Source organism: Polaribacter sp. (assembly GCF_051251875.1).
Taxonomy (GTDB): Bacteria; Bacteroidota; Bacteroidia; order Flavobacteriales; family Flavobacteriaceae; genus Polaribacter.
In genome coordinates this window covers 52627-77699 of sequence record NZ_JBPOGL010000009.1, presented here as the reverse complement: position 1 = coordinate 77699, position 25073 = coordinate 52627, and the positions used below count along the sequence as shown (strand labels likewise).

The window sequence follows — 25073 nt, the reverse complement described above, 5'->3', positions numbered from 1 at the left end:
CAATTTTTATTTTAATAATAGGATACATTCTTTATCCTTTGCACTAATTTTATAGCCTAAGTGTATCAATTTATCAGAAAATAAAGAAGTGCTTTCTTTAAGTAGCACAAGTAGTTTTATTTCTTTCTTAATAATTTCGGCGAATTGGTTATGGGTTAATGGGTAATTTATAATTAAAACATCTGCATGCTTTTCAAGAACCTTTTCAATACTATTTTCAAATGTAAGATTCTTATTGCTATTTGTAAGATAGCTGTTGTTTAAAATGTTTATACTCGTTAAATTTTCTATAAAACTGTTTATTTTTCTATCTGGTTGATCTAAGCATAGTAAAAAATCTAAGTGTCCGTCTTCCTTAGAAAGATGTGTAATTTTTGCTTTTTTATCAATAGATTTTAAAATAGTGGCATAGGTTTCTGTATAGGTAAGCAAATCATTTTTTACTTTTTTGTATAGTGAATTTCCTTTATATCTGTATTCATCTAAAACAATTCTATGAAAGTAATTAGAGGGTTCTAAAGCCAATCTTAACAGGTGATGTTCTTTTTTAAAATAGGCAGAAATATTCTTTGTTCTTTTAGAATATCGATCTCCAAAAGTAGTATTTGTATTGGTAATGCGTTCTAAAATTTTTAGGGTTGATGTTCCTTTTTTTATCACAAAAGTTCCTTTGGATAATGTTTCGGAATTTCCATGAATCAATATAGGAATAATGTCTAAATTAAATTGTTCAGCTAAGTAAAAAGCACCTTTATGAAATCTATTTATTTTGTGAGTTTTAGATCTGGTTCCTTCAGGAAAAGCCATTAAAGAATAGCCTTGTGCTACTTTTTCTTTTAAATGACTCATGCCGTTTTCGAGTCCGCTTGAAACAGGATAAAAACCTGCCAATTGCACAGCTTTGCCAAAAATGGGAGAATTATAAACCCAATCATTCACTAAAAATATAATTTTTGGATGTAATTTTCCTATTGCTAAAATGTCTAAAAATGAACTGTGATTTGCAATAATAACCGCTTGTTTTTTAAAATCTTCATGTGTGGTATTTATAATTCTATTGCTTAAAAATGGCGTAGAATGTAAAACCGATTTCATAAATTTTGATGTTACCTTATGAAACCATTTCATTTTTGTTTTCTTACTTACCGGAATTATTTTTAAAATAGTTACGCTAAAAAAAGAAAGTAGTAAACCACCTAAGCCAAAATAGGTAAAAGAAATTATGGAATGAATAAATACAAGAAAAGGAATTGGGCGTTTTGTTTTACTACCAATAAAAAGATGAAATAATAAAGGTTGAATGGTAAATGCAACAAAAACGGCAGAAAGAATACCAATAATTGATACAATAGAAATAGAGTAGAGTGCAGGGTGTTTTGCAAAAATTAAAACTCCAACGCCTAAAATAGTGGTAATCACAGAAAGAATAATTGACGTTTTGTGTGTTGGTAAGGCTTCTTCTCCGGTGCTATGGGTTAGTAATAAACCATTGGTAATAAAAATGCAATAGTCTACGCCCAAACCAAAAATAAATGTAGATATAATGATGTTAAAAATATTAAATTCAAGACCTAATAACCCCATAAAACCAACAGTTAATAACCAGGTTAAAAATATTGGAATACTAGTTACAAGTGTTAATGAAAAACTTCTGTAAAACAGGTAAAGAATGACAAGAACAACAAGAAAAGAATAGATAATTAACTTGTTAAAATCTGTTTTTAAATCTCCTAAAAAGAGCTCGTTCATATATTGTCTATCAATAAGAACTATGTTTTCTTTGTTTTTAAACAATAATCGAACAGCATCTGCTTTTTCATTCTCTACTTTTAAAAGCGAAGTAACCGTAGTAAAGTTGTTTTTGGTAGTAATATAATCATCTAAAGAAAGCGCCGTTAATTCTCTGTAAGCATCACTTTTAATTGGCGTAAATTCTTTGTTTAATAAAGTATAAAAAGGTTGAAAGCTAGTTGCCTTAAAGCCTAATTTTTTGCCACTATTTATAAGGTTTTCTGTTGTTTCTTGTTTCAGGTTTGTAGTCCAGAATTGTTGCCATTTTTTAATTTTTTCTTGTTGATTTTTTTTTGAATGAACAAAAGCACCAATGGTACTAAAATCTAAAATTTTACCTTGTTTTTTTAGCAGGTCTAGTTCTTTAAAAACACCATCATTTACCAATAAAGCGTTGTCTATAGTATTTCCGTAAGCTGCTAAATACATAGATTTTTCAGAAATATTTATAAGTGTATGTATTTGTTGTTCTGCTTTTTTTAAGGCATCAGAAGTATAGTTTAGTTTTGCTAAATCTTTATTAAAAGAAACATTATTATATGTAAATAAGCTAATGCATACAAAACAAATAATGCTAATAATACTCCACTTTTTCTTATGAAAAGGATACTTGGCAAGAGTATCTATGCTTGTTTTTTTGATGTTTTTAACTTCCGAATTTTTATACACCAAAGGAATAAATAGTAAAGCAAATATAGAAGAGCTTAAAACACTAATAGACGCAAAAATACCAAGGTCTTGTAGTGCTTCAGATTTTAAAAACAGTAAACAGAGAAATGCGCAAGTTGTAGTAAGACTACTCATTAAAATAGGGCTGCTTATTTCTTTGTATAGATTTTTTATACTGTTGCCACCTCTAATATGTGTTAGTATGTGCAAAGAATAATCTAAGGTTACACCTAATAAAACCGATCCTATTCCTAAAGAAATGGCAGAAATTTCTCCTCTAAGCAACATTAGAACACTAACAGCCAATAAACCACTAAATAAGGTAGGAATAAATAAAATGATTGGAATTGTAAGTTTTCGATAAAAGAAAATAAGAATAATTAATAAAACGCCAATGGCAATACCAACCGTTAATTGAATGTCTTTTTTTATGCGTTGGGCATTGGCAACAGCAATAATGGTGGCTCCAAAATATTCGCTAGTTACCTTGTCTTTAAAAGACCTGTTTAAAAGCGAATTTATGCTGTATAATTGACTTACAAATTTTTCATTTTCAGCAGTTTCACTTGAAGCTAATTTAGGATTGATAAAAAGTAAAATATGTTGCTCATCTTTGCTTACTAAAAAACCATCATGCAACTTAAATTGGTTGCCTACGTTAAGTTCTTTTAATTTGTTTAAAGCGATAAAAGACAATCCTAGCGGGTCTTTTAAAATTGTTTTTTTTGCAATAATTCCTGTGGGAGAAATCAGCGTGTTGTAATTTTTGTTGGTAAGCACCTCAATACTATCTTTATGTATTCGATTTTGTATTGTTTTATAGTCTTCTGAATTTAAAAATAGTGGTAAATTCTGATATACAAAATCTATTGTTTTCAAGACTTCTTTATCATCAACCTTGCCTTGAATATCTTTAAAATATACAGATGATTTTTTAGTAAGACTATCTATAAATTGCGATGCATATTTTGTTAAATCATCTAAAGAACCTTTTTCATTTCTAGAGATATTTACAATAATTTTATCAGCAAAGTTTACCGTTTTTAATACTTTTTGAAACGTACTAGTTTTATTTTTTGTAGGAATAAGCTTGGTAATATCTTCTTCAAATTTAATTTTTGAGGCGGTAAAAATTAACAGAGAAAACAACAACGTTGTTAAAAGGAAAGCTATACGTTTTCTTTTGAAAAAAAATTGATAAATGTTGTAAAAAATTTTATCCATTCTATGTAAATGTGTCTTTTTTAGAAAAAATTGAAAAGAATAAAAAACTTACCAAACCTATAGTTATTGATACAATTGTGGCAAAAGTAAAGCTACCAACAATATATGTTTTTAAATTTTTAAGAATTTCTAAATTTTGCTGAATATTATCAAACGAAGGTAGTTCTTCATTTAAAATAAAACTTCCTGTTTTTAAACCTACATACACAATAATTGGTATAAAAGGCGGAATACTAATGTTAGAAAACACAAATGAGATTGTTTTATTGAGCTTAAAAACAACGGCTAAAGAAAGAACAAGTATCGTTTGAAATCCCCAAAAAGGAGACAAACCAATAAAGAGACCTAATGCTATTGATGTGGCTTTTTTTCTTGGAGAATCATTATTGCCAAGTACCTCTGTTAAAAAAAATTGTTTAAGTCCTTTTTTTTTTAATCGCCTAAATAAATCACGTGGTTTTATATATAAAAAAGTAACAATAACCAACCATGTATTTAATATACTAATCCGTGTAAAATCTTTAAAAGGTCTAAAATGAGAAACACGTTCAGTTTCATCATACAATACTTTTATGGGGATGTTTTTAACAGCTACACCAAGCCAAGCTGCTTTTACAATAACTTCAATTTCAAATTCAAATTTTTTAGTATAAAACCTAAGTTTTTCTATGGCTTTTAAAGGGTATAATCTAAAACCAGATTGTGTGTCTTGTAATGTTATACCTGTTTCTGCCCAATACCAAAAATTAGAAAATTTATTACCAAAACTACTTTTTTTTGGTACGCTCTCTTGGTTCATGTTTCTGGCACCAATTAAGAGTAGATTTTTATTTTCAGAATTTTGAAGAGTCTCTATAAATAAAGGAATATCATCAGGAAAATGTTGACCGTCAGAATCTATAGTAATGGCAAAATCAAATCCTAAAGAAATAGCTCGTTTAAAACCTTTACGCAATGCATTTCCTTTACCTGTATTTTTTAAGATGTGAATTTGAGTAATTTGTTCATATTCTGCAAGAATATTTTTTGTAGTATCGGTAGCGCCATCATTTACAACAATAATGTTTTTTGTATACTGTAACACATTGTTTAAAACTCTTTGTAACGTTTTATGATTGTTATAAGTAGGTACAATTACGCAACATTTTAGTTGTTCTATAGTATGTTGAATTGTACTTTCTCTCATGTGATTTTCGTAAAATTACGCAATAACAAAAGTACCATTACATTTTAAAGCAATTGTACCCTGAACAAATTTACTAATATTCTTCACTTTTATAGTGTTATCTACTTGTTGGGTAGTTATTTCTAATACAAGTTCTGAATTGATAAACGGATTTATTAAGGCAGTAAATTTAATGTTTGATATTTTTTGTAAAAACAGCGTACACTTAAAATGATTTTCTGTAATTTCTTTTAGAATCTGAACCATGCAAACACCTGGTGTTATTGGGTTTTCTGGAAAGTGTCCTTTAAATATAGCATGCTCTTCATGTAATTTTATGGTAACATGAAAAACGTCATCAGAAATAATTTGTTTAGATATTACATGGTAAAATCCCTTTATAAGCATCTTTTATATGTTTAATTGATAGCCCAAACTTAATAGAAATACTTGATTTAATATTAAATCATTAACATCTGTAGTTTCAGCTCCATAACCTGTGTCAACATTTCTGCCAAAAAGATCTACAAGACCTTGTTTAAATCTTACATCAATAGTTAAACCCATAGGGAAATCATATCCGAAACCTACTAGAATTCCAAAATCAAAACCTTCAGGATCATTAATGTTTTCATGACTAACCAAAAAATCTAAAAAGGGAGCAACTTGTACATCAAAGTTATCTCTGCCAATAAAAAACTTGCTATTTGGTATAATGGATAGGTAATTAACTTTTATATCTTGTGGTCCAAAAACGTTCGAATTTATTTGAGCTCCTTGTTCTGAATATAAAATTTCTGGTGATAAGGTATAAATATCATTAAATCTAATATTTAGCGCAGTACCAATATGAAAAGATGTTAAACTATTCCCGCTAGAAGTAACTGTAGTAATATTATTTAAATTAGTTAAACTAGCAATATTTAAACCAGCTTTAACCACGGGTTTAATTTCTACTTGAGCCGTTGTTTGTAATACTGTAAATAGCAGAAATAAAGCAAAAATATTTTTTATCATTCTAAATTTTTTGCAAAAATACTGAATCCTTTTAGAATAGGAAAGAACAATGTTTAAAAGGGGTTTAGAGCTTCTAAATTAATAAGAATAGGTAAGTTTTTATGTTCTATTTTTATTTTTTTGGCGATGTTGTTTTGTATCTCTAAAAAACTAAAAATTGTTTTTTCTTTTGTTTTTGAAGTGTGTATAATTTTTTGCAACCTATTTGTTTCTGTATTTAGAAAATAATAATTATACCTCTTTTTTATTTTTGATTTATATACTAGAAAATTATCGTTTTTTAAAGAGTTTGCAATGCGGTTTTTTTCCTTTGTAAGTGTTTCAAAGTCTTGGCGAAGTGTATTAACGACTATTTTTTTATTTAATTGCGCCATTAAATAATTGGTTTTAAAGCTATTTTGGCCAATTTCGAAATCAAATATTTTATTCCCAAAATCTGTGGTAAAAACCACCCGATGATTGTTGTTTTCTAGTTTCTTGATAATTAATATTCCTCCAAAATTAGTGTCAAATGCTTTAATTTTAGCCTTGTATATATAGTCTATAGAAGTGTCTGAAAAATAAGGATTGTAAAATTCTGGTAAACTAATAGTTGCTTGCTGTAATCCTTTTGTGGTAGGTAAAGAACAAGAATAAAAACTTAGAATTAAACAAATACTACTAATTAAATTCCGCATCTAAAACTGTAGTATTTAGTTGTTTATTTTTAAAGATGATTAAGGTGTAATCTTCAGAAGGTTCAATCATTTTTACCTTTACAACATCGGCTGTTTTTATGTCAAAAACTAACTCGAAACTGGCAATAAAGTTGCCCATATCTTTGTTTTTAGGAATAAATTTTACAAGATAAAATTTAGCGAGTTTAAAATAGTGAATGGTAAATTCATCTTCATTAAATAAATTGCCTTTTACACTGTTAATAATTAGTTGATTAAAATTTTTAAATAACTTATTAGCGCTTAAATCAATGGTATTTTTGTCTCCACTGTCATCTACAAAAAGTTTATTTTCTTTAAATATTGCCGTGTATTTATAGGGTTTTTGATATTGCCATTTTATTAAGTTTGGAGATTTAAAGCGTAGTGTTCCTTCGGTTTTAATATCATTAGTTAAAAAACTAAGATGTTTGTATTGCTCAAAATCACTGACAATGGTTTTTGTTAAGTTTGATGTTTTTACCACCTCTTTTTTAAATGCCAAAGCTTCTTCTGTACTCATTACAGTTTGTGCTGATAATTTTTGAAAAAAACAGCTTACTAACAGGATAAAAATAAAATTACGCATAGGCTTTTATATCTGACAAAGTTTCTAGTGAAACGGTTTGGTAATTATTCTCTTGCAAAAATATCAATAATTGTTCCAAAACAGGAATAATTCTATCATGTGTATCATGTAATAAAATAATAGCGCCAGGAGATATTCTTTTTAAAATTCTGCTTGTTATTTTTTTATCATCTTTTAGAACCGTATCATACGATCTAATATTCCACCCAAAAACTGTATGCTTGGTGTGTTTTATCGCTTTTGATATGGCAGGATTGGTAACGCCAAACGGTGGTCTAAAATAGTTTAACTCTTTATGTGTTTGGCTTTTTACCAATGCATTTGTTTTTTCAAGCTCTATAATTACTTTTTTAGCATTATAAAAACCGAAAAAATTACTATGAGAATAGGTGTGATTTCCAATAACATGTCCATCTTTAAGGATGCTTTTAACAAGCTCAGGATGTTTTTCTATATTTTTTCCTATGCAGAAAAAAGTGGCAGTTGCCTGGTGTTTTTTTAAAAGATCTAAAACTTGCTGAGTAAATTTTTCATTAGGGCCATCATCAAAAGTAAGTGCAATTTGTTTTTTAGCATTGTTTTTATGTCCATTAAATGCCTTTAAATGATAATTCCACTTAATATTAAAAGAACCTAAAGTTGTAATTAAGAACCAACAAGCTATTAAAAAAAGAAATATACCTGCAGGAATTGGGGTGAAATAAAAATCACAGATGAATAAACTAATAAGAAGTACAACTACCGTGTAGTTTGTGTTTTTAAAAAAAATCATGCCGTTAATAATGTAAAACTATGAAAAGCACCTTTGTACTGGTTGTACAATAAAATTGTTTTATAGGTCGATTTTTGAATATTGTTTAGTACTAAAGAATCTGGTATTGCTTGTTCTTTTAAGATCTTTGATGCAGCCCAAAAACCAAAAGCAGAAGCTGTATGATATTCGCCACATAAATGTTTATATTGTAATTGAGTGGTGTTTTTAAATAGAGAATCTTGAAGATTGCTGTAATAGGTGTCATAAATATCGCCATTTTTTCCTAAGAAAATAAGGTCAATATCTTTCGCTTCTAAATTGTTTTCAGCCAAAAATTCGATTGCTTTTTTTGTAATATCATCTACATGTATCGTTTGAATACAGGTTACATCTTTTAAAATAGCATAATAATTTTTAGGAGAATTGCTTAATGTAAAAAAATGTGCTCCTTCGCTATAAGGTACTTTTTTAGGATCTTCAAGGGCAACATAATCTGTAATAAACTTTTTACCCAGTTCATCTACACTTCCTACTAAAATAGAAGCTTTTTCTTCTTCATGAAGTAATAATTGTGCGTCTAATAAAGCACTTTCAAAAGAAGAAGCGCCATGTACATAGGTCATGTTATAGCCTTTGCATTTTAACCCCAAAGCTATTTGTGCGCCCACTGTATTGTGTGTAGATTGTATAAAGGAAGTAGGGGTTAAGTACTGCTCATCATTTTCTATAATGGTTGATAAAAATTTTTCAGAATCTTCAATACATCCCATTCCTGTTCCAATAATAACGGCATCTGGCATTGTAATTTCTGCTTCCTGTAAAGCAATTTTAGCTGCAACAACGCCCATTTTTACGCCAGTAGCCATTCTTCGGCTAACTGCAGGTGTAATATAATCTCTGTACGTTGGTGGTATTGCTTTTACGGTAGTTGTTGTATGAACAAGAATATCTTTTAGAAACAATGAATTTTCAAAGGTATCTTGTGCAGAAATTGAAGCAATACTATGTATGTAACATGGTTTCATTCGCTTTTAGAGAATATAAGAGTTGAACAATTTCCGCCAAAGCCAAACGAATTAGAAAGTATATGTTGTACTTTTTTTCTGGTTACTTTAGTAATAGGATTTTTAGGTAATTCTGAAATTTGAGTCTCAAAATTTAAGTTGGGAAACAGTGTATTGTGTTGTAAGGTTAATATAGAAAACACGGCTTCAATGGCACCTGCAGCGGCTAAAGTATGACCTGTAAACGCTTTTGTAGAACTATAATCTGGAATTTCATTTTTAAAAACTCTTTGTATTGCAGTACCTTCAGAAGCGTCATTATTTGGTGTTGCAGTGCCATGTACATTTATATAATCTATATTTTGTGCTTGTAAATTTGCTTTTTGTAAAGCTTTTTGCATGGCTAAATAAGCTCCTTCTCCTTCTACTGAAGATGCTGTTTGATGAAAAGCATCATTTGCATTGGCGTAACCTGTTAGATATGCTAGTACTTTTTTATGCTCTTTTTTGATAATAGTATCAGATTCTAAAACTAGATAGGCGGCTGCTTCACCAAGATTTAATCCTTTTCTATTTGCATCAAAAGGTTTACAATCTGTGTCTGATAAAATGAGTAAGGTTTTAAATCCGTTTATTGTAAATTTTGATAAACAATCTGTTCCGCCAACAATAACTCTGTCTAATTTACCAGATGTAATTAAACGAGCACCTAACATAATAGCATTTGCTGCTGAAGAACAAGCGGTGCTAATAGTGGTTGTAAAATGAGTAATACCTAATTGAGAAGCAATTTTTTGGGTACTATCACCAGCATGATGACTATTTATAAATTTAGCACTTGTACTATTTGTTTGAAATTTGTTGTAATGATGTTCTGTCATGTCCATACCACCAACACTTGTAGCAGAAATTAAACCTGTTTTGTATTCAGAAATATTTGTAATTCTGGCGTCTTTTAAGGCTTGTTTTGCTGCAATACTTCCTAATAAAGCGGTTCTAGAATAGTTATGAGAATTTGGTAAATGAAGTTGATTGGCTAGTTGTTGGTTGGTTTGTAAAACTTCTCCAACTTTTATAGCATTTTTATGACGCGTGTGCATGTTTACAATTGGTGCAATTCCTTTTTTAGAAGAAATTAGCGACTCAAGGTTTTCATCTACCGTTGTTCCGATAGAAGAAATAATTCCCATTCCTGTGATTGCAACACCTTTTAGCATTTTTATTTTTTTCTGTTTGCAGTAATATAGGTTGCTAATACTTCAATAGATTTAAAAATTTCTTTTCCCTCTAGTGGGTCTGTTAATTTAATGCCGTAATCTTTATCTAACATAACAATTAATTCTAAGGCATCAATTGAATCTAGTCCTAAACCTTCACCAAATAAAGCATCATTATCTGCAATATCTTCAACAGTAAATTCTTCTAAATTTAACTGCTCAATAATGTTTTCTTTTAATTCAGTTTTTAATGTTTCCATGGTTACTTGTTATATAAATTATAAATATTTTCTATTGTATGTTCGTAATCACCTTTTGTGCTAACCAAATACATAAATGCATTGTAGTTGTTTTTATCAACATTTACCCAGCCACAAATTACATGATTACTTTTTTTTGCTTGAGTTAAGGTTAAGGTGTATTCAAATAATGCTTTGGCGTTAAAAGTGTCAAATATAAAGAAAGCATTTTCTCCGTACAGGGTATGTCTAATACTAATTTCACCAATGCCAATATTTGGTAAAGTATAAACAAAAATAGCAGGACTTGGGTAATAACTATCTTTGTTATTTATTGTTTCTTGATGTTTTCTATCAGTATCTAAACTCGCGCTATTGTTTGATAAAATAACAGCCACATTTTCTTTTTCTTCCGAAGGAATTTTAGAATTGTTTATTAAAAACTCTGCAGTAGTAAATGCTAATTTACTAGCTGTATCCATTTTAAAAAATTTAGGATAGCCGTTTATGTGATCTTTATAGATTTCCTTTAAAAAAGCATTAATATCTAGTGCGTTTTCTTTGACGGCAACATGTATACCGTTGCAATACACTTTGTTATTTTTAATGCTACAAAAAGAAGCTATTTTTAATTTATTTTTCAACGGTTATAATTTTTTAAAAAGTACTGCTGTATTACATCCACCAAAACCAGAAGCTGTTTTTAAGAACGTATTCAATGTTTTTTTAGTGGTTTTTTGTATAATATTTAAAGGCATAGAAACGCCTAATTCATCAAAACCTAAAGAGGTATACAATGTGTTGTTTTTGATGGAATGAATGCCAATAATGGTTTCTAATAAGCCGGAAGACCCAAGTGTATGTCCGTAAAATCCTTTTAAACTATTTACAGGAGTTTTACTTAAATTACATCTGTTTAATGCAATTGCTTCCATTTCATCATTAAATGAAGTTGCTGTTCCGTGCGCAGAAATATAATCGATATCTGAGGCATTAAGGGTGGTTTCATTTATAGCCGACTGAATACTTCTATACAAACCTTCGCCAGTTCTAGATGGACCAGAAATATGATTGGCATCATTACAAGATCCGTCTCCAATTATTTTAATAACCTCCGTATTTGTGTCTTTCACAGAAGAAATTGCAACGGAAGCTGCAGCCTCGCCAATAGTGATTCCTTTTCGGTTTTTTGAAAAGGGTAAACAGGGCGTGTTGCTAATTGCTTGAAAAGAATTAAAACCAGATAAAATGAATTTAGAAACAATATCACCACTAACTATAAAGGCGTTGTCATAAAAATTACTTTGAATAAAACGCTTGGCAATTGCTACTGATAAAATGCCAGAAACACAGGCGTTAGAAACAATAATTGGTTCGTTTTTAAATTGAAAAAAGTTTTTTATTTTAGTTCCTAATACTGGTAAATAAGCTTGTTCTTCTGAAAAAGGACTGTTTTTTTCTAAAACATCTATGTTTCCTTTGGTAGTAGAAATTACTAAAACCGTTTTATCAGTAATTGTAAAAGATGCCTTTGCAATAGTGTCATGCAAAGATAAAATCATCATTTTTTCTAACTTGGTGTATGTTTTTCCGTCTGTTATTTTTTGAAACGCTTCTTCTAAAAGCTGGTTATTTATGATAGATGCGTAAAAAGGAGAATCAGATAAGGAATCAATTGTATGCAGTGATATTCCAGATTTTTCCTGCTCAATGTTAGCAACATTAATTTCGCTATTAAAACCTAAAGGTGATATAATGTTATTTGCTGAAATATATACAGGTCTCATAGTGTTTTAATCGATATCCATTTGCTGTTTCCATTCTTCAAAAAAGGAAGGATTTGTTAATGATAATATACCATTATCATCTACAAAAACTTGAACAGTTTCGCCTATACAAACAATATTACCTGCTTCATTGGTAATGCTGTAAGAAAATATCATTTTTGCTGCCGGACTGTTTATGTAGGTAGCTTCTATGTTGGCTAATTCTCCATATTTTAATGGCAGTTTATGTTCGCAAGAAGACTTTACAATGGGTGTGGCAAAGCCGTGTTTATGAACATCTAAATAAGAAATACCAAATTTTCTACCAAAAGCTTCTCTGCCATCTTCAAAATATTTTATATAATTTCCGTGCCAAACAATACCTAACGGATCTGTTTCGTTAAAACGCACTCTTATTTGGTGTGTTGCTTTTAATTTAGTTGCGGCTACCTGTTTTTTCTTCATTGATATTATTTTTTTAACACAGTTTTCATTTGTGCAGTCATTATAATTTCACTGTTTAAACGTGTAACTCCTTCCACTAAAGTTACTCCCATAATTTCTTGTAAGATAATAACTTCTGTTTTTATTTCAGTCCCCACAAGTGGAAGTTTTTTAATTTCAACACCTTTAATTGCTCCTATATAACCTTCAGGAGCTTGTAATTTTTTAATGTAAAAATGATACCCAGTATATAAAGCAACAGTTTGTGCCATGTGTTCTATAAGGCCAGGTTCTGTAAAAGTATTATTTTTAACAAATATATTTGAAGCGGTAATGGTAAGTCCAGATATTACTTTAGAACTGTCATAATAGTGTAAAGAATCTACCATAATTATAGGCTCTCTTTGCGGAATAAGCTTTTTTATTATGGTAATGTCAGTTATTTTTTTCTTTAATAAATTCATGCTTCTTTATTACTTTATGTCGTTCCAAAAGTCAAAATAATTAAACCATTGTAACGGATATTTATCTAAAATATCTTCAACACTTTCTGTATATTTTTTTAACAAACCCATTTCATCTCTATGAGATACTTCTGCTGTTCTTGCAAATAAATGGTAATGTTTTGTTGTTTCTTTTATAACATAAACAAAAACAACAGGTACTTTTAACCTTGATCCTATTAAAAAAGGACCTGCAGGAAACTTAGCGTCTTTACCTAGCAAAGGGGCGGTTAAAAACTTAGCACCTTCTATATATCTATCTCCAGTAATGCAAATTAATTCATTTCTAGATAATGCCGCGTTTATTTCGAATATATGCGACAAATCATTTTTTATAATGATAAAATTAATGCTAGATTTAGAAGTAACACTTTCTAAATATTCTTTAATTGCTTTGTGTTCAGAATCTGTTGTAAGCAAACTTATAGCCGGACTTTCATCTAGCTCATTTAAAAAATATTCTGCAATTTCAAAGTTACCAATATGAGCACTAATTAAAACGCCACCCTTTTTTTGATGCAGTAAATCTTGTAATTTTTCTACTCCATCAAAATGATATGTGAACGTATTTCTAAGGCCAGAAGAAATGGCAATTTTATCAATAATTGTTTGACCAAATTTATAGTAACTTCTATAAACGAGTAAACAGCTTTTTACTACTGAATAATTACGACGACTTCTAAAATAATAGTAACTGGCCTTGGTGCTTTTTTTTGCGAAAAGACAAAAATATACTGCAACAAAATACAATATAAAATAAGCAGAACGGATACCAAGGTTTTTAATGCTGAATACAAAAATTTTATATCCTAGTACAGAACCTCTGGATTTTCCTTTCCATTCAGTTGCCATTATTTATGGGGTGTTTTTAGCTTAATTTTCTTTCAATAAGATTGTAGAAATCCTCAAGGGTTACTACACCTACAAAATCTTCACCTATTAATTTTATACTAAAGTTAGCTTCTATGGCTACTACTAAATCTACAAAATCTAAACTATCTAGTTCTAGTGTTTCTTTTAAGTTAGCTTCTGGCGAAATGTCTTCACTTTCAACTTCAAATTCATCTATAAGAAAGTTGTTTATTTTGTCAATAATAACTTCTTTATTCATGGTCTATCTTTTTAATAATTAATGCAGAATTTGTCCCCCCAAATCCAAAGGAATTCGACAAAAATACATCAATTTTTTTATCTAATGTTTTTTGAACTAAATTTAATTTGGCAGCATCTTCATCTGGTGTTTCTAAATTAATGTTAGGCGCCACAAATGAGTGTTGCATCATTAACATAGAGTATATAACTTCACTTGCGCCGGCCATCCAACATTCGTGCCCAGTCATTGATTTTGTAGAGCTTACAGAAGGTCCGTTTTCTCCAAAAACATCAAAAATTGCTTTTGCTTCATTTGAGTCGCCAACAGGTGTAGATGTTGCATGCGCATTTACATAATCTATATCAGAGGCTTTTATATTGGCCTGGCTAATAGCTTTGTTCATAGCTCTTGACGGGCCATCTACATTTGGGGTAGAAATATGTTCTCCGTTTGATGAAAAACCGTAACCAATAATCTCGCCTAATATTGGTGCGCCTCTTTTTATGGCAGATTCATAACTTTCTACAACAAGCGTTGCTCCGCCACCGCTAGGTACTAAACCATCACGATTGGCATCAAAAGGACGACAAGCTTTTGTGGGGTCTTCAGTGTTTGTAGAAAATACTCCCAAACCATCAAAACTACCCATTGCTAATTTATTTATTTCTTGAGAACCGCCACAAATAATACAATCTTGTAAACCACTTTTTATAAGGTGATACGCCATGCCAATTGCATGAGAACCGCTGGCACAAGCTGCACTAATTGTAAAGTTAATACCTTTAAGTTTAAAAATGGTAGAAAGGTTCATGGTTACAGAAGAATTCATTCCTTTAAAAATGGCTCCAGAACCTACAAGTGTGGTGTCTTTTTTTTCTCTGATTTTATCTGCAGATTCTATTACAGATTGTGCTGTGCTATCATTTCCGTAAAGAATTCCCACTTCGTGCTTGTCTAAAAAATCTTGGTCTATTTGTGCATTTTTTAATGCTTCTAAAGTTGCCACATAAGCGTACGTGCCTTCTTGACCAAGACTAATGCGCTGACGCCTAGATAGTAATTTTTTTAAATTTGGTTCATCAACCATACCCGTTAGGCAAGATCTGTAACCAAATTCTTCACGGTCTTTGTCTATAACAATTCCAGAGGTTCCCTGGTATAAAGATTCTTTAACTTCCTCTAAATTTTTTCCAATACAAGAATAAATTCCCATTCCTGTGATAACAACTCTTTTCATTTTATGTGTATTAACTTACGAATAAATTCCGCCATTAATATTGATAACTTCACCTGTAATATAAGAAGCTTTTTTAGAAGCTAAAAAAGAAACAAGATGTGCTACTTCTTCTGGCTCACCAAACCTATTGGAAGGTACTAATTTTTTTAATTCTTTTTCATCTAATGCACTGGTCATGTCGGTTTTTATAAAACCAGGTGCCACTGCGTTCACTGTAATATTTCTTTTAGCTACCTCTTGTGCTAAGGCTTTTGTTGCTCCTATTACTGCGCCTTTTGCCGCAGAATAGTTTGTTTGTCCTGCTGTACCTTTTAGGCCAGATAAGGAAACCATATTAATAATTCGTCCGTATCTGTTTACTAATAATTTTTGAATTAAATAATTTGTAACATTAAAAAAACCTTGTAAACTGGTATTTATAACACTAGACCAATCATCATTGCTCATCCACATAAATAAACCGTCTTTGGTAATACCAGCATTGTTTACAATGGTTTCAATAATAGTGTCTTTATGTGTTTCGTGCCAAGTATCTAAGACTGTTTTTACTTCGTCTTTATTAGCAACATCAAAAGGCAATAATTCTCCTTTTCCACCGGCATCTTTTATAAGTGCTAAGGTTTCATTTGCGGCGGCTTCATTACCTCTATAGTTTACTAAAATAATATAATCTGTATCTTTAGCTAATTGTATACAAACCGCTCTACCAATTCCTCTAGATCCACCTGTTACAAGTGCATATTTAGTTTTTTCTATTAATGTTTTTTTCATACAATTCTATTATTGATGTATACATAATTCAGCATTTTATACCATTTGTTTTCAAGAGGTTTTCCTTCTGTTGTTAGGTATCCCCATTTTTTATTTTTATAAGCTAAAATAAAACCCGAATTAAATTGTTTAATATGTTTTTTTGCTGGTAATAAGACTCTTTTACTATCAGAGTTTATTGAGCTCCATTTACCTTCTTTTAATACATTAGTCATTCCATTAGAAAAACTTTTTACTATCTTAAATTGTGATTTTATAGCATAATTTCCTACTTTATTAAGATACCCAAAAGTACTATTTTCTCTAACCAAGGCAAGCTCTTGAGAAAAAGTGTAGAAGATATATAAAGAGGTAATGATAAAAAAAAGCAATCTAAATTTCATTCTTTTAGCTATTGTTAATGATATAATCTTTTAGCTATTGTTAATGATATAATCTTTTACGCTATTCACGTACGGATACATAACTACATCTTCTTTAAATACTGGGACAATTTTTCTTATTTGATCGTACATTTTTTTTGTGTTTGTAGACACTTTGTCTTGTACTTCTAAATATTCTATTGCTTGTATTATGGTAATTAATTCTATGGCAACAACTTCAAAAGCATTTTCAATTACTTTTTTAGTAATTAATGCTGCATTAGTTCCCATACTCACAATATCTTGATTGTCATTATTGTTTGGAATACTATGAACATACATTGGGTTGGCCAACATTTGGCTTTCTGCCGTGGTAGAAGTGGCCGTAAATTGAACACCTTGCATACCAAAGTTTAAGCCCAGTTTTGCAAGATTTACAAATGGAGGTAAAATATCATTTAACCTTGGATTTAATAAATAATTTAATTGTCGTTCTGCTAACATGGTCATTTTTGCAACTACAATTTTTAATTTATCCATCTCTAAAGATACATAGTCTCCATGAAAATTACCACCATGAAATACATGCTTTTTGGCAACATCTACAATAGGATTGTCATTGGCAGAATTTACTTCTTCAATTAAAATTTTTTCTACATTATTTAGGGTGTCTAAAACAGGTCCTAATATTTGAGGAACACAACGAAGCGAATAATACTCTTGTACTTTTTCTTTAAAAACAGTTTCTGTAGATTGTTTGTTGTACAGGTGATCTTCTCGTTTTTTAGTAAGAGTGCTGTCTTTTAAATGCGAGCGCATTTGTTTGGCAATTTGTTGCTGACCAATGTGTTTTTTAGCATGATTTAATTCATGTGATAAATGGTCGTCGTAGGTGTTTACAATTTCGTTAATTGCACACGATGCTGTAATTACCCAATCCAATAATCTGCGTGTGTAAATAGTGTTTACTAAACCAATACCTGTCATTACAGAGGTACCGTTCATTAATGCTAAGCCTTCTCTAAGAGCTACTTTTATGGGTGCTATTTTTTCTAATTTAAAAACTTCTGCTGTGGGTTTTCTTTCTCCTTTGTAAAATACTTCACCTTCACCAATAAGCGTTAAGGCTAAATGTGCTAGTTGTACTAAATCGCCACTTGCGCCAACACCACCATGTTCATAAATTAATGGGGTAATGTCTTTATTAATTAGCGTTGTCATAACATCTATTACAGACTTGTGAACTCCAGAAAATCCTAAGCATAAAGTATTTAAACGGGCAAGCATAGCTGCTTTAACATACATTGGCGGAATTGGGTTGCCTGTACCAGAAGCATGACTTCTTATTAAATTATATTGTAATTGAATTCTTTCTATATCATTAATTCTGTATTGTGCCATTGGCCCAAAGCCAGTGTTTACACCATAAATAACTTTGTCTTCAGCAAATTCTTTTAAAAATTCAAAACTTTTTTCAACAGTTTCTATGGTAGATGTGTCTATGGAAATAGATTTGTTATGAAATAGAATGGTATAAAAATCTTCTATATTTAATTCTTCTTTATGTATTAGCATTTATTGGTTTACTCAAATAATTAATAATATTGTTTTAATAACTAAAATTAAAGCAGTTATTTTGGTGTGCAAATCTATAATAATTAAAGTCCTGTACCAAAATTGTATTATGAATGATGAAAATATTGATGTTTTAATAATTGGAGCAGGGCCTTCAGGGTCTGTTGCTGCTGCATTTTTACAGCAAAAAGGTTATAAAATAAAAGTTGTTGAAAAGAATGAATTTCCAAGATTTGTAATAGGAGAGAGCTTGTTACCACGTTGTATGGATCATTTTGATGAAGTAGGTTTGTTAGATTGTTTAAAGGCGCGTAACTATGAATTAAAAAAAGGAGCTAGGTTTATTAGAAATGATGAAGTCTGTAATTTTGATTTTAGTAAAAAACATACTGATGGATGGAATTGGACCTGGCAAGTACCCAGAGCAGATTTTGATAAAACCTTAACCGATGAACTTATACGCAGAGGAATAACAATTGATTTTAAAAAAGAAGTGGTTGCTGTAAAAATTGAGGAAAATTATTCAATAACAACCATAAAAGATGAACACAATTGTTTAACCACTATTAGGGCTAAATATATTATAGATTCTAGTGGTTACGGAAGAGTTTTGCCTAGATTATTAGATTTAGAAAAGCCTTCTGAATTGCCAAAATATGGATCAATTTTTACCCATGTAAACGATAGTAATAGACCAAATGGAGTAGAAGGTACTACCATAACTTTTGATGTAATAAGTAAAGAAGCTTGGTTGTGGGTTATTCCTTTTTCTGATGGAATTACAAGTGTGGGTTATGTTGGTCCCACAGATTTTTTAGATTCTTTTAAAGGAAATTCTTCAGAAAAATTAAAAGAAATGCTGAAACTATCTAAATATTTCTTTCCTAGATTTGAGCATGAAGACTTTATTTTTGAACCTAGAGAAATAAAAAACTATTCTAAATCCGTAAAACAATTATATGGCAAAGGGTATGTGTTAACCGGTAATAGTGCAGAGTTTTTAGATCCGGTGTTTTCATCTGGCGTAACGTTTGCAACGGAATCTGCTTTGTTAGCTGCTAAATTAATTACGAAAGATTTACAAGGCAAACAGGTTAATTGGGAAGAAGAATATGCAGGGTATATGAAACAAGGAGTTGCGGTTTTTTCTACCTATGTAAAAGAATGGTATTCTGGAAATCTTCAAAAATTATTTTTTCATCAACCAGAAAACCCTGAAATTAAAAGCCAAATTTGTGCAGTTTTAGCGGGTTATGTTTGGGATAAAACCAATCCGTTTGTTACCAAACACAAAAGACTGATAAAAAATATTGCATACTTAATAGATATGGAAAAAGAAAAAAGCGAATAACAGAAGTTATTCGCTTATAGTATCAATTTTAAAAGTAATTTGTTTTATTTAAAAGCCTTTTTTGCTATTTTTTTAGCTAAGGTTTTTCCTGTTTTAGCGTAGCCTTCTCCAATACGGTCTTCATTACTAAAAGTGCCTCCAAATCTGTTTCCTGGTGCATTTGTACTTGATAATTCTAAAACTACATTTTCTCTATTTTCAGTTTCTACAAATGTAAGTAAAGTACTTAATTTTGCAGGTTGTCTCATAACCATTGCATTCCATCCAGGATATACCCAAACAGTTTCTACAATTAATGTGTATTATGTGTCTGATAATCCTTCTTCAAAATAAACGCCATGGTCTTCATATAAAATTCTATTCATTAGCTCTAAAAACTTAGGCGCATAAATAAGTTCTCTACTAGCAATCCAACTTTTTTTCCATGTTTTTCCTTTACCTTTTGCTTTTTCTTCTAAACCTGCAGCATGTTCTGTCATGTACTGTTCATTTGTAAGATTTTTCTTAAGAAGTTTCATATTATCATAGACAAACTCTACATTAATATTTTTTTGACCTTTAAAAAAATTATAATCTCCTTTGGTAACTTTTATTTTTTGTCCAAATAAAATAGTGGCGCAAAATAAAGTTAAAATCATGACTGCTTTTTTTTTCATTTCTTATCTTTTTTAGATTATGAGGTGTAAATATAATTATTTTTAGTTGCTGGCTAGGTGTAAGCGTAAAAACTAAGTTGTTTTTGCTGATGTTTTATGTCTATAGGTTAACATTATTGCCTCTGTGAATCTCTTAGTATTATTCACCTACTTAATTATGGTCCTTAGAAAAGTCGTTTGTATAATCTCTAATCTTGTTTTTTTGTGTTGTTAAGTTGATGATAACTTACCTAGATTGTGAAACCATCGGTATAATTATAATCAAAAGTTGCCCAAATTTGGATATTAATTTTATAAGAAGGTCTTTTAGGTTGTATGGATTCTCAGTAAAAAGTACTGACCTCAAATAACTATGTAATTAAAGGGTATTCTGGTTTAAAAAACGTCTTTTGTATTTTCTATATAAATAGAAAAAATAGAGGGTTAAAACAGGATGGATAATCACAAATATCCAAATATTTGCTGCTTTATATCCTAATCCTGTTACGTTTCCTATAAATTGTAAAATAGATACACAAATATCAAATAGCGAGTTCATAAGTCTGTTTTAAGGTAATGAACGTATAGTTTTTAGATTTATTACTGTTTGCTATTTTTAACTTGAAACTGTGTAATTTTGTTATTTTAAAGTAAAACAAGGCAGTAAATTAATTTGAATCGATGTACATTATAGTACATGAATTTTATAAAAATGAAATTGTGAATTTATAATTAGTATGCTATTCACTAAATTAAGTACAAACCTAAAGAGTTAATCTAGCTACATATTTTCCAATCACATCAAATTCTAGGTTTACTTTGTCTTGCAACTTTATGTTTTTAAATGTTGTATTTTCTAAAGTATAAGGAATTATAGCAACGCTAAAGGCATTCTTTTTAGAATTTACCACAGTTAAACTAACTCCGTTTATTGTAATAGACCCTTTTTCTATGGTGATGTTATTTTTATCAGAATAATATTCAAACGTAAAAATAGTACTTCCGTTTTCGTTTTTTATGCTGATACATTTTCCAGTTTCATCTACATGACCTTGCACAATGTGGCCGTCTAATCGGTCTCCTAACTTCATGCCACGTTCTAAATTTATGGTATCATCAACTTTTAAAGAACCTAAAGTAGTTTTAGAAAGCGTTTCTTTAATAGCAGTTACAGTATAATTGTTGTTGTTAATGTTAACAACAGTAAGGCAAACACCGTTATGCGCAACACTTTGGTCTACTTTTAATTCATTAGTAATGTTACTATTAATGCTAAAATGAATATTTTCTTGTTCTTTTACAATTTTGGTAACAATGCCAAGTGTTTCTATTATTCCGGTAAACATATTATTAAATTTTGGTTACTTTTGTACTTATTATTAAAAGTTGTTTGCTTTTAGTATGTCAAAAATAGGAATATTACAAGAGTTAGGATGGATAAAGAGGATAAAATAATCGTAGGAATTTCTATAGGAGATTTAAACGGAATAGGAATTGAAGTAATTTTAAAAACCTTTCAAGACAAGAGAATGTTAGATTTTTGTACTCCCGTTTTATTTGGGGCAACAAAAGCCATCTCTTACCATAAGAAAGCTTTAAAATTAGAGGTTCCTATTCAGGGAATCACCAGTATAAATCAAATAAATCATAACAAAATAAATCTGTTAAATATCTGGAAAGAGGAGGTGCCTATTGAATTAGGAAAAGCAACTAAAATTTCTGGTGAATATGCCGCTAAATCTTTAGAAATAGCAACAACACATCTGAAAGAAAAAAAGATAGACGTATTGCTTACTGCGCCCATAAATAAAGAAACTATTCAATCAGAAAGTTTTAACTTTCCTGGTCATACAGAATATTTAGAGGCTAATTTAGATGGTAAAAGTTTAATGATTTTAATGACAGATAAACTGCGTATTGGTTTAATTACAGGTCATATACCCATTTCTAAAGTAGCAGAAACAATAACACCAGCACTTATTAAAGAGAAAGTAGGTGTAATGTATGATTCTTTGGTGAAGGATTTTGGAATTAATAAACCTAAAATAGCCGTTTTATCTTTAAATCCACATTGTGGAGATAATGGAGTTATTGGCGCAGAAGATGATGAAATTATAAGACCAACGATAGCAGAAATTAAAGAAACAGGCAAATTAGTGTTTGGTCCTTATGCTGCAGATGGTTTTTTTGGGTCTGAAACGTACAAACAGTTCGATGGAGTTTTAGCCACGTATCATGACCAAGGTTTAGCACCTTTTAAAGCATTGTCTTTTGGTAACGGAGTAAATTACACAGCAGGCCTAAGTGAGATAAGAACCTCGCCAGACCACGGAACAGGCTTTGATATTGCAGGTAAGAACCTCGCAAATCCATCATCATTTATAGAAGCATTATTTACAGGAATTAAAATTTTTAAAGTAAGAAAAGAGTATAATGAATTGTCTAAAAGCCCACTTTTAGTGAGGTAATTTCTGAAAAGAAATCATTTTAATCTTTTTTTCAAGATAAAAGTTAGAATAAAACAATTTTTTATATCTTTGCACGCTCAATTTGTGTTTGGTTATGAAAGACTTAAAAGAATTCGACATACCATTTGTAGGGTTAAAGGAGGCAACTCATAACTTTGAATACGATATTGATAATAAGTTCTTTGAGACTTTTAATTTTGATGAATTTAATAATTCATCAATAAAAGTAACGTTAACGTTTGTAAAAAAGAGTACATTATTTGAACTCACTTTTAGCGCAACAGGTACCATAAATGTGCCGTGTGATATCACAAGTGAAGATTATGATCAAGAAATAAGCTCTGTTTTACCTTTGGTTGTTAAATTTGGGCCAGAGTATAACGATGAAAACGAGGAAATTTTAATATTACCTCATGAAGCTTTTCAATTAAATGTAGCTCAATTTATTTATGAAATGATTGTTTTAGCAATTCCTAGTAAAAGAATTCATCCGAAAGTTATAGATGGAACCATGGAATCTGAAGCATTAAGAAGATTAAAAGAATTAGAAATAAAAGAAGTAAAAACTGTTGAAGAAACAGACCCAAGGTGGGATAAATTAAAGAATTTAATAACAGAAAAAAAGACATAAAGATGGCACATCCTAAAAGAAAAATATCTAAAACTAGAAGAGATAAAAGGAGAACGCATTATAAAGCAGCTTCTCAACAGATAGCAACAGACCCAACAACAGGTGAGTCTCATTTATATCATAGAGCGCATTGGCACGAAGGAAAATTATACTACAGAGGTCAAGTAGTATTAGAATCTGCAGCAGCCGAAGCATAAAAATATTTTTTATTAAAAGTGAAAAACCCTCTAAATTGAGGGTTTTTTTGCGTTTTTAATCTAAAAGTGAATGTTTTTGTTTGATGTACTTTAAAAAGTGGCATAAATTTCATTACTTTTGGAATTCTTTAACCTTATAGATAACACAATAAATATGGCTAAAATAACTGCAGCAATTACAGCGGTGGGAAAATATGTTCCTGATTATGTTCTAACAAATAAAGAGTTAGAATCTTATGTTGAAACGAATGATGAATGGATTACATCAAGAACAGGGATTAAAGAAAGAAGAATTTTAAAAGGCGAAGGCTTAGGTACTTCTTACCTTGCAATAAAATCTGCCGAAGATTTATTGCAAAAATCTAATGTAGATCCAAAGGAAATAGATTTGGTTATTGTTGCAACCGCAACACCAGATTTACAAGTAGCAGCAACAGCGGCTTATGTAGCTACAGAAATTGGTGCTATAAATGCATTTGGTTATGATTTGCAAGCGGCATGTTCTAGTTTTTTATATGGTATGTCTACAGCAGCTAGTTATATAGAATCTGGTAGGTATAAAAAAGTACTATTAATAGGTGCCGATAAAATGTCTTCTATTATAGATTATAAAGACAGAGCTACGTGTATCATTTTTGGTGATGGAGCAGGAGCTGCTTTGTTTGAGCCAAATTTAGAAGGTTTTGGTTTGCAAGATGAATATTTAAGAAGTGATGGTGTTGGAAGAGACTTTTTAAGAATAGAAGCAGGTGGGTCCGTAATGCCCACTACAGCAAAAACCGTGGCAGAGAAAAGACATTTTGTGTATCAAGAAGGTAAAACGGTATTCAAATATGCAGTTTCTAATATGGCAGATGTTGCCGAAAAAATGTTAACTAGAAATAACTTAACAGAACCAGATATACAATGGTTAGTGGCGCATCAAGCAAATAAAAGAATTATAGAGGCTACGGCAAAAAGAGTAGGAGTATCATCAGAGAAAGTAATGATGAATATTCAGAAATATGGGAATACTACATCTGCAACATTACCACTTTTATTAGCAGATTATGAAAGTCAATTAAAAAAAGGAGATAATTTAATTTTTGCCGCATTTGGTGGTGGTTTCACTTGGGGAGCTGCATACCTTACTTGGGCATATAATTCATAAAAAATAATCAACAACTAAACTATAAGAAGCATGGATATTAAAGAAATTCAAAATCTTATCAAATTTGTAGCTAAATCCGGAGCAAGCGAGGTAAAGTTAGAAATGGAAGATATTAAAATTACTATTAGAACAGGTTCTGGAAAAACAGAAACCACTTTTGTGCAAGCCGCGGCTCCTATGCAACAACTTACATCACCTGCAGCTGTAGAAGCAAAAATAGAAACTGCTGCACCAGTAGTAAAAGCAGAAAGTGAAAATTCTAAATATATTACTATTAAATCTCCAATTATTGGAACATTCTATAGAAAACCTTCTCCAGACAAAGCAAACTTTACAGAAGTAGGTGCAGAGGTTAAAGTAGGAGATACTGTTTGTGTAATTGAAGCAATGAAATTATTTAATGAAATTGAATCTGAAATTTCAGGTACAATTGTGAAAGTTTTAGTAGATGATTCTTCTCCTGTAGAATTTGATCAACCTTTGTTTTTAGTAGACCCATCGTAATAGATAGAGTTTAGATTTTTGA

General features: G+C 30.3%; 29 protein-coding genes. 6 read left to right on the top strand and 23 right to left on the bottom strand.

Translation table 11 applies throughout. The features are described 5' to 3' along the window. Window positions 1-6: 6 nt before the first annotated feature. Genes ACSHW5_RS06240 through ACSHW5_RS06145 form a run of 20 tightly spaced genes read right to left on the bottom strand, consistent with a single transcriptional unit; the run spans window position 7 to window position 18115 of the window. Window positions 7-3684 carry an MMPL family transporter gene (locus ACSHW5_RS06240; protein WP_435675255.1) on the bottom strand — a complete coding sequence of 1226 codons (3678 nt, stop codon included), beginning with the start codon at window positions 3682-3684 and terminating at the stop codon, window positions 7-9. Between the two features lies 1 nt (window position 3685). Continuing rightward, window positions 3686-4870: a DUF2062 domain-containing protein gene (locus ACSHW5_RS06235; protein WP_435675254.1), complete on the bottom strand. Its 1185-nt coding sequence runs from the start codon at window positions 4868-4870 to the stop codon at window positions 3686-3688. A 15-nt stretch (window positions 4871-4885) separates the two neighbouring features. Further along, entirely contained in the window at window positions 4886-5257 is a 372-nt protein-coding gene (locus tag ACSHW5_RS06230; RefSeq protein ID WP_435675253.1) for a 3-hydroxyacyl-ACP dehydratase, read from the bottom strand. Window positions 5258-5260: 3 nt separating this feature from the next. After that, complete coding sequence (locus tag ACSHW5_RS06225; RefSeq protein ID WP_435675252.1) at window positions 5261-5866, bottom strand: outer membrane beta-barrel protein; 606 nt, start codon at window positions 5864-5866, stop codon at window positions 5261-5263. 53 nt (window positions 5867-5919) lie between these two features. Then, window positions 5920-6543, bottom strand: a complete 624-nt coding sequence (locus ACSHW5_RS06220) for a hypothetical protein (RefSeq protein WP_435675251.1) — start codon at window positions 6541-6543, stop codon at window positions 5920-5922. After that, window positions 6527-7084, bottom strand: coding sequence for an outer membrane lipoprotein carrier protein LolA (locus ACSHW5_RS06215; RefSeq protein WP_435675250.1), 558 nt, complete (start codon window positions 7082-7084; stop codon window positions 6527-6529). The genes ACSHW5_RS06220 and ACSHW5_RS06215 overlap by 17 nt, the downstream gene beginning before the upstream one ends. A gap of 58 nt (window positions 7085-7142) precedes the next feature. Further along, complete coding sequence (locus ACSHW5_RS06210; protein WP_435675249.1) at window positions 7143-7922, bottom strand: polysaccharide deacetylase family protein; 780 nt, start codon at window positions 7920-7922, stop codon at window positions 7143-7145. After that, entirely contained in the window at window positions 7919-8929 is a 1011-nt protein-coding gene (locus ACSHW5_RS06205) for a beta-ketoacyl synthase chain length factor (protein ID WP_435675248.1), read from the bottom strand. Before ACSHW5_RS06205 ends, ACSHW5_RS06210 begins: the two co-directional genes overlap by 4 nt. Further along, the gene (locus ACSHW5_RS06200; RefSeq protein ID WP_435675247.1) at window positions 8926-10125 is read right to left on the bottom strand and encodes a beta-ketoacyl-[acyl-carrier-protein] synthase family protein; all 1200 of its coding nucleotides are present in this window, start codon (window positions 10123-10125) and stop codon (window positions 8926-8928) included. Before ACSHW5_RS06200 ends, ACSHW5_RS06205 begins: the two co-directional genes overlap by 4 nt. Window positions 10126-10127: 2 nt before the next feature. Then, complete coding sequence (locus tag ACSHW5_RS06195) at window positions 10128-10385, bottom strand: phosphopantetheine-binding protein (RefSeq protein ID WP_435675246.1); 258 nt, start codon at window positions 10383-10385, stop codon at window positions 10128-10130. Window positions 10386-10387: 2 nt separating this feature from the next. Beyond that, entirely contained in the window at window positions 10388-11008 is a 621-nt protein-coding gene (locus ACSHW5_RS06190; protein WP_435675245.1) for a 3-oxoacyl-ACP synthase, read from the bottom strand. Between the two features lie 3 nt (window positions 11009-11011). Next, complete coding sequence (locus ACSHW5_RS06185; protein WP_435675244.1) at window positions 11012-12151, bottom strand: beta-ketoacyl synthase N-terminal-like domain-containing protein; 1140 nt, start codon at window positions 12149-12151, stop codon at window positions 11012-11014. Between the two features lie 6 nt (window positions 12152-12157). Next, on the bottom strand, window positions 12158-12595 hold the full coding sequence (locus tag ACSHW5_RS06180) for an acyl-CoA thioesterase (protein ID WP_435675243.1): 438 nt from the start codon (window positions 12593-12595) through the stop codon (window positions 12158-12160). 5 nt (window positions 12596-12600) lie between these two features. Beyond that, complete coding sequence (locus ACSHW5_RS06175; RefSeq protein WP_435675242.1) at window positions 12601-13038, bottom strand: hypothetical protein; 438 nt, start codon at window positions 13036-13038, stop codon at window positions 12601-12603. 9 nt (window positions 13039-13047) lie between these two features. After that, window positions 13048-13929 carry a lipid A biosynthesis acyltransferase gene (locus ACSHW5_RS06170; protein WP_435675241.1) on the bottom strand — a complete coding sequence of 294 codons (882 nt, stop codon included), beginning with the start codon at window positions 13927-13929 and terminating at the stop codon, window positions 13048-13050. A gap of 16 nt (window positions 13930-13945) precedes the next feature. Beyond that, the gene (locus ACSHW5_RS06165; protein WP_435675240.1) at window positions 13946-14188 is read right to left on the bottom strand and encodes a phosphopantetheine-binding protein; all 243 of its coding nucleotides are present in this window, start codon (window positions 14186-14188) and stop codon (window positions 13946-13948) included. After that, window positions 14181-15407, bottom strand: coding sequence for a beta-ketoacyl-[acyl-carrier-protein] synthase family protein (locus ACSHW5_RS06160; protein WP_435675239.1), 1227 nt, complete (start codon window positions 15405-15407; stop codon window positions 14181-14183). Before ACSHW5_RS06160 ends, ACSHW5_RS06165 begins: the two co-directional genes overlap by 8 nt. Before the next feature lie 15 nt (window positions 15408-15422). Beyond that, window positions 15423-16178 carry a 3-oxoacyl-ACP reductase FabG gene (fabG, locus tag ACSHW5_RS06155; protein WP_435675238.1) on the bottom strand — a complete coding sequence of 252 codons (756 nt, stop codon included), beginning with the start codon at window positions 16176-16178 and terminating at the stop codon, window positions 15423-15425. After that, complete coding sequence (locus ACSHW5_RS06150; protein WP_435675237.1) at window positions 16175-16561, bottom strand: WG repeat-containing protein; 387 nt, start codon at window positions 16559-16561, stop codon at window positions 16175-16177. The genes fabG and ACSHW5_RS06150 overlap by 4 nt, the downstream gene beginning before the upstream one ends. Window positions 16562-16591: 30 nt before the next feature. Next, window positions 16592-18115 (bottom strand): HAL/PAL/TAL family ammonia-lyase, encoded by a 1524-nt coding sequence (locus ACSHW5_RS06145; RefSeq protein ID WP_435675236.1) that lies wholly within the window; start codon window positions 18113-18115, stop codon window positions 16592-16594. Window positions 18116-18224: 109 nt separating this feature from the next. Between ACSHW5_RS06145 and ACSHW5_RS06140 the strand changes: the two genes are divergently transcribed. Then, a complete protein-coding gene (locus tag ACSHW5_RS06140; protein WP_435675235.1) occupies window positions 18225-19466 on the top strand; it encodes an NAD(P)/FAD-dependent oxidoreductase in 1242 nt (413 codons plus the stop codon). Between the two features lie 44 nt (window positions 19467-19510). On the opposite strand, the gene ACSHW5_RS06135 is transcribed toward ACSHW5_RS06140, so the two are convergent. The 3 genes from ACSHW5_RS06135 to ACSHW5_RS06125 form a co-directional block, all read right to left on the bottom strand. Next, the gene (locus tag ACSHW5_RS06135) at window positions 19511-19714 is read right to left on the bottom strand and encodes a hypothetical protein (protein WP_435675234.1); all 204 of its coding nucleotides are present in this window, start codon (window positions 19712-19714) and stop codon (window positions 19511-19513) included. A gap of 54 nt (window positions 19715-19768) precedes the next feature. Continuing rightward, window positions 19769-20122 (bottom strand): hypothetical protein, encoded by a 354-nt coding sequence (locus ACSHW5_RS06130; protein WP_435675233.1) that lies wholly within the window; start codon window positions 20120-20122, stop codon window positions 19769-19771. Window positions 20123-20865: 743 nt separating this feature from the next. Next, window positions 20866-21447, bottom strand: a complete 582-nt coding sequence (locus tag ACSHW5_RS06125) for a riboflavin synthase (RefSeq protein ID WP_435675232.1) — start codon at window positions 21445-21447, stop codon at window positions 20866-20868. A gap of 87 nt (window positions 21448-21534) precedes the next feature. Between ACSHW5_RS06125 and pdxA the strand changes: the two genes are divergently transcribed. The 5 genes from pdxA to accB all read left to right on the top strand — a co-directional run bounded on the left by pdxA (window position 21535) and on the right by accB (window position 25051). Then, window positions 21535-22569 carry a 4-hydroxythreonine-4-phosphate dehydrogenase PdxA gene (pdxA, locus tag ACSHW5_RS06120; protein ID WP_435675231.1) on the top strand — a complete coding sequence of 345 codons (1035 nt, stop codon included), beginning with the start codon at window positions 21535-21537 and terminating at the stop codon, window positions 22567-22569. 94 nt (window positions 22570-22663) lie between these two features. Beyond that, window positions 22664-23200 carry a YceD family protein gene (locus ACSHW5_RS06115; protein ID WP_435675230.1) on the top strand — a complete coding sequence of 179 codons (537 nt, stop codon included), beginning with the start codon at window positions 22664-22666 and terminating at the stop codon, window positions 23198-23200. 2 nt (window positions 23201-23202) lie between these two features. Beyond that, a complete protein-coding gene (rpmF, locus tag ACSHW5_RS06110) occupies window positions 23203-23397 on the top strand; it encodes a 50S ribosomal protein L32 (protein ID WP_435675229.1) in 195 nt (64 codons plus the stop codon). 154 nt (window positions 23398-23551) lie between these two features. Then, window positions 23552-24547 (top strand): beta-ketoacyl-ACP synthase III, encoded by a 996-nt coding sequence (locus ACSHW5_RS06105; RefSeq protein ID WP_435675228.1) that lies wholly within the window; start codon window positions 23552-23554, stop codon window positions 24545-24547. 30 nt (window positions 24548-24577) lie between these two features. After that, window positions 24578-25051: an acetyl-CoA carboxylase biotin carboxyl carrier protein gene (gene accB, locus ACSHW5_RS06100; protein WP_435675227.1), complete on the top strand. Its 474-nt coding sequence runs from the start codon at window positions 24578-24580 to the stop codon at window positions 25049-25051. The last annotated feature ends 22 nt before the right edge of the window (window positions 25052-25073 follow it).

Excerpts from the sequence above, each read along its gene's own strand:
- ACSHW5_RS06235 (WP_435675254.1), bottom strand. The coding sequence starts at position 4,870 with ATGAGAGAAAGTACAATTCAACATACTATAGAACAACTAAAATGTTGC.
- ACSHW5_RS06140 (WP_435675235.1), top strand. The coding sequence starts at position 18,225 with ATGAATGATGAAAATATTGATGTTTTAATAATTGGAGCAGGGCCTTCA.
- accB (WP_435675227.1), top strand. The coding sequence starts at position 24,578 with ATGGATATTAAAGAAATTCAAAATCTTATCAAATTTGTAGCTAAATCC.
- ACSHW5_RS06230 (WP_435675253.1), bottom strand. The coding sequence starts at position 5,257 with ATGCTTATAAAGGGATTTTACCATGTAATATCTAAACAAATTATTTCT.
- ACSHW5_RS06200 (WP_435675247.1), bottom strand. The coding sequence starts at position 10,125 with ATGCTAAAAGGTGTTGCAATCACAGGAATGGGAATTATTTCTTCTATC.
- ACSHW5_RS06115 (WP_435675230.1), top strand. The coding sequence starts at position 22,664 with ATGAAAGACTTAAAAGAATTCGACATACCATTTGTAGGGTTAAAGGAG.
- ACSHW5_RS06195 (WP_435675246.1), bottom strand. The coding sequence starts at position 10,385 with ATGGAAACATTAAAAACTGAATTAAAAGAAAACATTATTGAGCAGTTA.
- ACSHW5_RS06135 (WP_435675234.1), bottom strand. The coding sequence starts at position 19,714 with ATGAGACAACCTGCAAAATTAAGTACTTTACTTACATTTGTAGAAACT.
- ACSHW5_RS06130 (WP_435675233.1), bottom strand. The coding sequence starts at position 20,122 with ATGAAAAAAAAAGCAGTCATGATTTTAACTTTATTTTGCGCCACTATT.
- ACSHW5_RS06125 (WP_435675232.1), bottom strand. The coding sequence starts at position 21,447 with ATGTTTACCGGAATAATAGAAACACTTGGCATTGTTACCAAAATTGTA.
- ACSHW5_RS06105 (WP_435675228.1), top strand. The coding sequence starts at position 23,552 with ATGGCTAAAATAACTGCAGCAATTACAGCGGTGGGAAAATATGTTCCT.
- ACSHW5_RS06185 (WP_435675244.1), bottom strand. The coding sequence starts at position 12,151 with ATGAGACCTGTATATATTTCAGCAAATAACATTATATCACCTTTAGGT.
- ACSHW5_RS06150 (WP_435675237.1), bottom strand. The coding sequence starts at position 16,561 with ATGAAATTTAGATTGCTTTTTTTTATCATTACCTCTTTATATATCTTC.
- ACSHW5_RS06175 (WP_435675242.1), bottom strand. The coding sequence starts at position 13,038 with ATGAATTTATTAAAGAAAAAAATAACTGACATTACCATAATAAAAAAG.
- ACSHW5_RS06180 (WP_435675243.1), bottom strand. The coding sequence starts at position 12,595 with ATGAAGAAAAAACAGGTAGCCGCAACTAAATTAAAAGCAACACACCAA.
- rpmF (WP_435675229.1), top strand. The coding sequence starts at position 23,203 with ATGGCACATCCTAAAAGAAAAATATCTAAAACTAGAAGAGATAAAAGG.
- ACSHW5_RS06205 (WP_435675248.1), bottom strand. The coding sequence starts at position 8,929 with ATGAAACCATGTTACATACATAGTATTGCTTCAATTTCTGCACAAGAT.
- pdxA (WP_435675231.1), top strand. The coding sequence starts at position 21,535 with ATGGATAAAGAGGATAAAATAATCGTAGGAATTTCTATAGGAGATTTA.
- ACSHW5_RS06160 (WP_435675239.1), bottom strand. The coding sequence starts at position 15,407 with ATGAAAAGAGTTGTTATCACAGGAATGGGAATTTATTCTTGTATTGGA.
- ACSHW5_RS06145 (WP_435675236.1), bottom strand. The coding sequence starts at position 18,115 with ATGCTAATACATAAAGAAGAATTAAATATAGAAGATTTTTATACCATT.
- ACSHW5_RS06215 (WP_435675250.1), bottom strand. The coding sequence starts at position 7,084 with ATGAGTACAGAAGAAGCTTTGGCATTTAAAAAAGAGGTGGTAAAAACA.
- ACSHW5_RS06240 (WP_435675255.1), bottom strand. The coding sequence starts at position 3,684 with ATGGATAAAATTTTTTACAACATTTATCAATTTTTTTTCAAAAGAAAA.
- ACSHW5_RS06165 (WP_435675240.1), bottom strand. The coding sequence starts at position 14,188 with ATGAATAAAGAAGTTATTATTGACAAAATAAACAACTTTCTTATAGAT.
- ACSHW5_RS06225 (WP_435675252.1), bottom strand. The coding sequence starts at position 5,866 with ATGATAAAAAATATTTTTGCTTTATTTCTGCTATTTACAGTATTACAA.
- fabG (WP_435675238.1), bottom strand. The coding sequence starts at position 16,178 with ATGAAAAAAACATTAATAGAAAAAACTAAATATGCACTTGTAACAGGT.
- ACSHW5_RS06210 (WP_435675249.1), bottom strand. The coding sequence starts at position 7,922 with ATGATTTTTTTTAAAAACACAAACTACACGGTAGTTGTACTTCTTATT.
- ACSHW5_RS06220 (WP_435675251.1), bottom strand. The coding sequence starts at position 6,543 with ATGCGGAATTTAATTAGTAGTATTTGTTTAATTCTAAGTTTTTATTCT.
- ACSHW5_RS06170 (WP_435675241.1), bottom strand. The coding sequence starts at position 13,929 with ATGGCAACTGAATGGAAAGGAAAATCCAGAGGTTCTGTACTAGGATAT.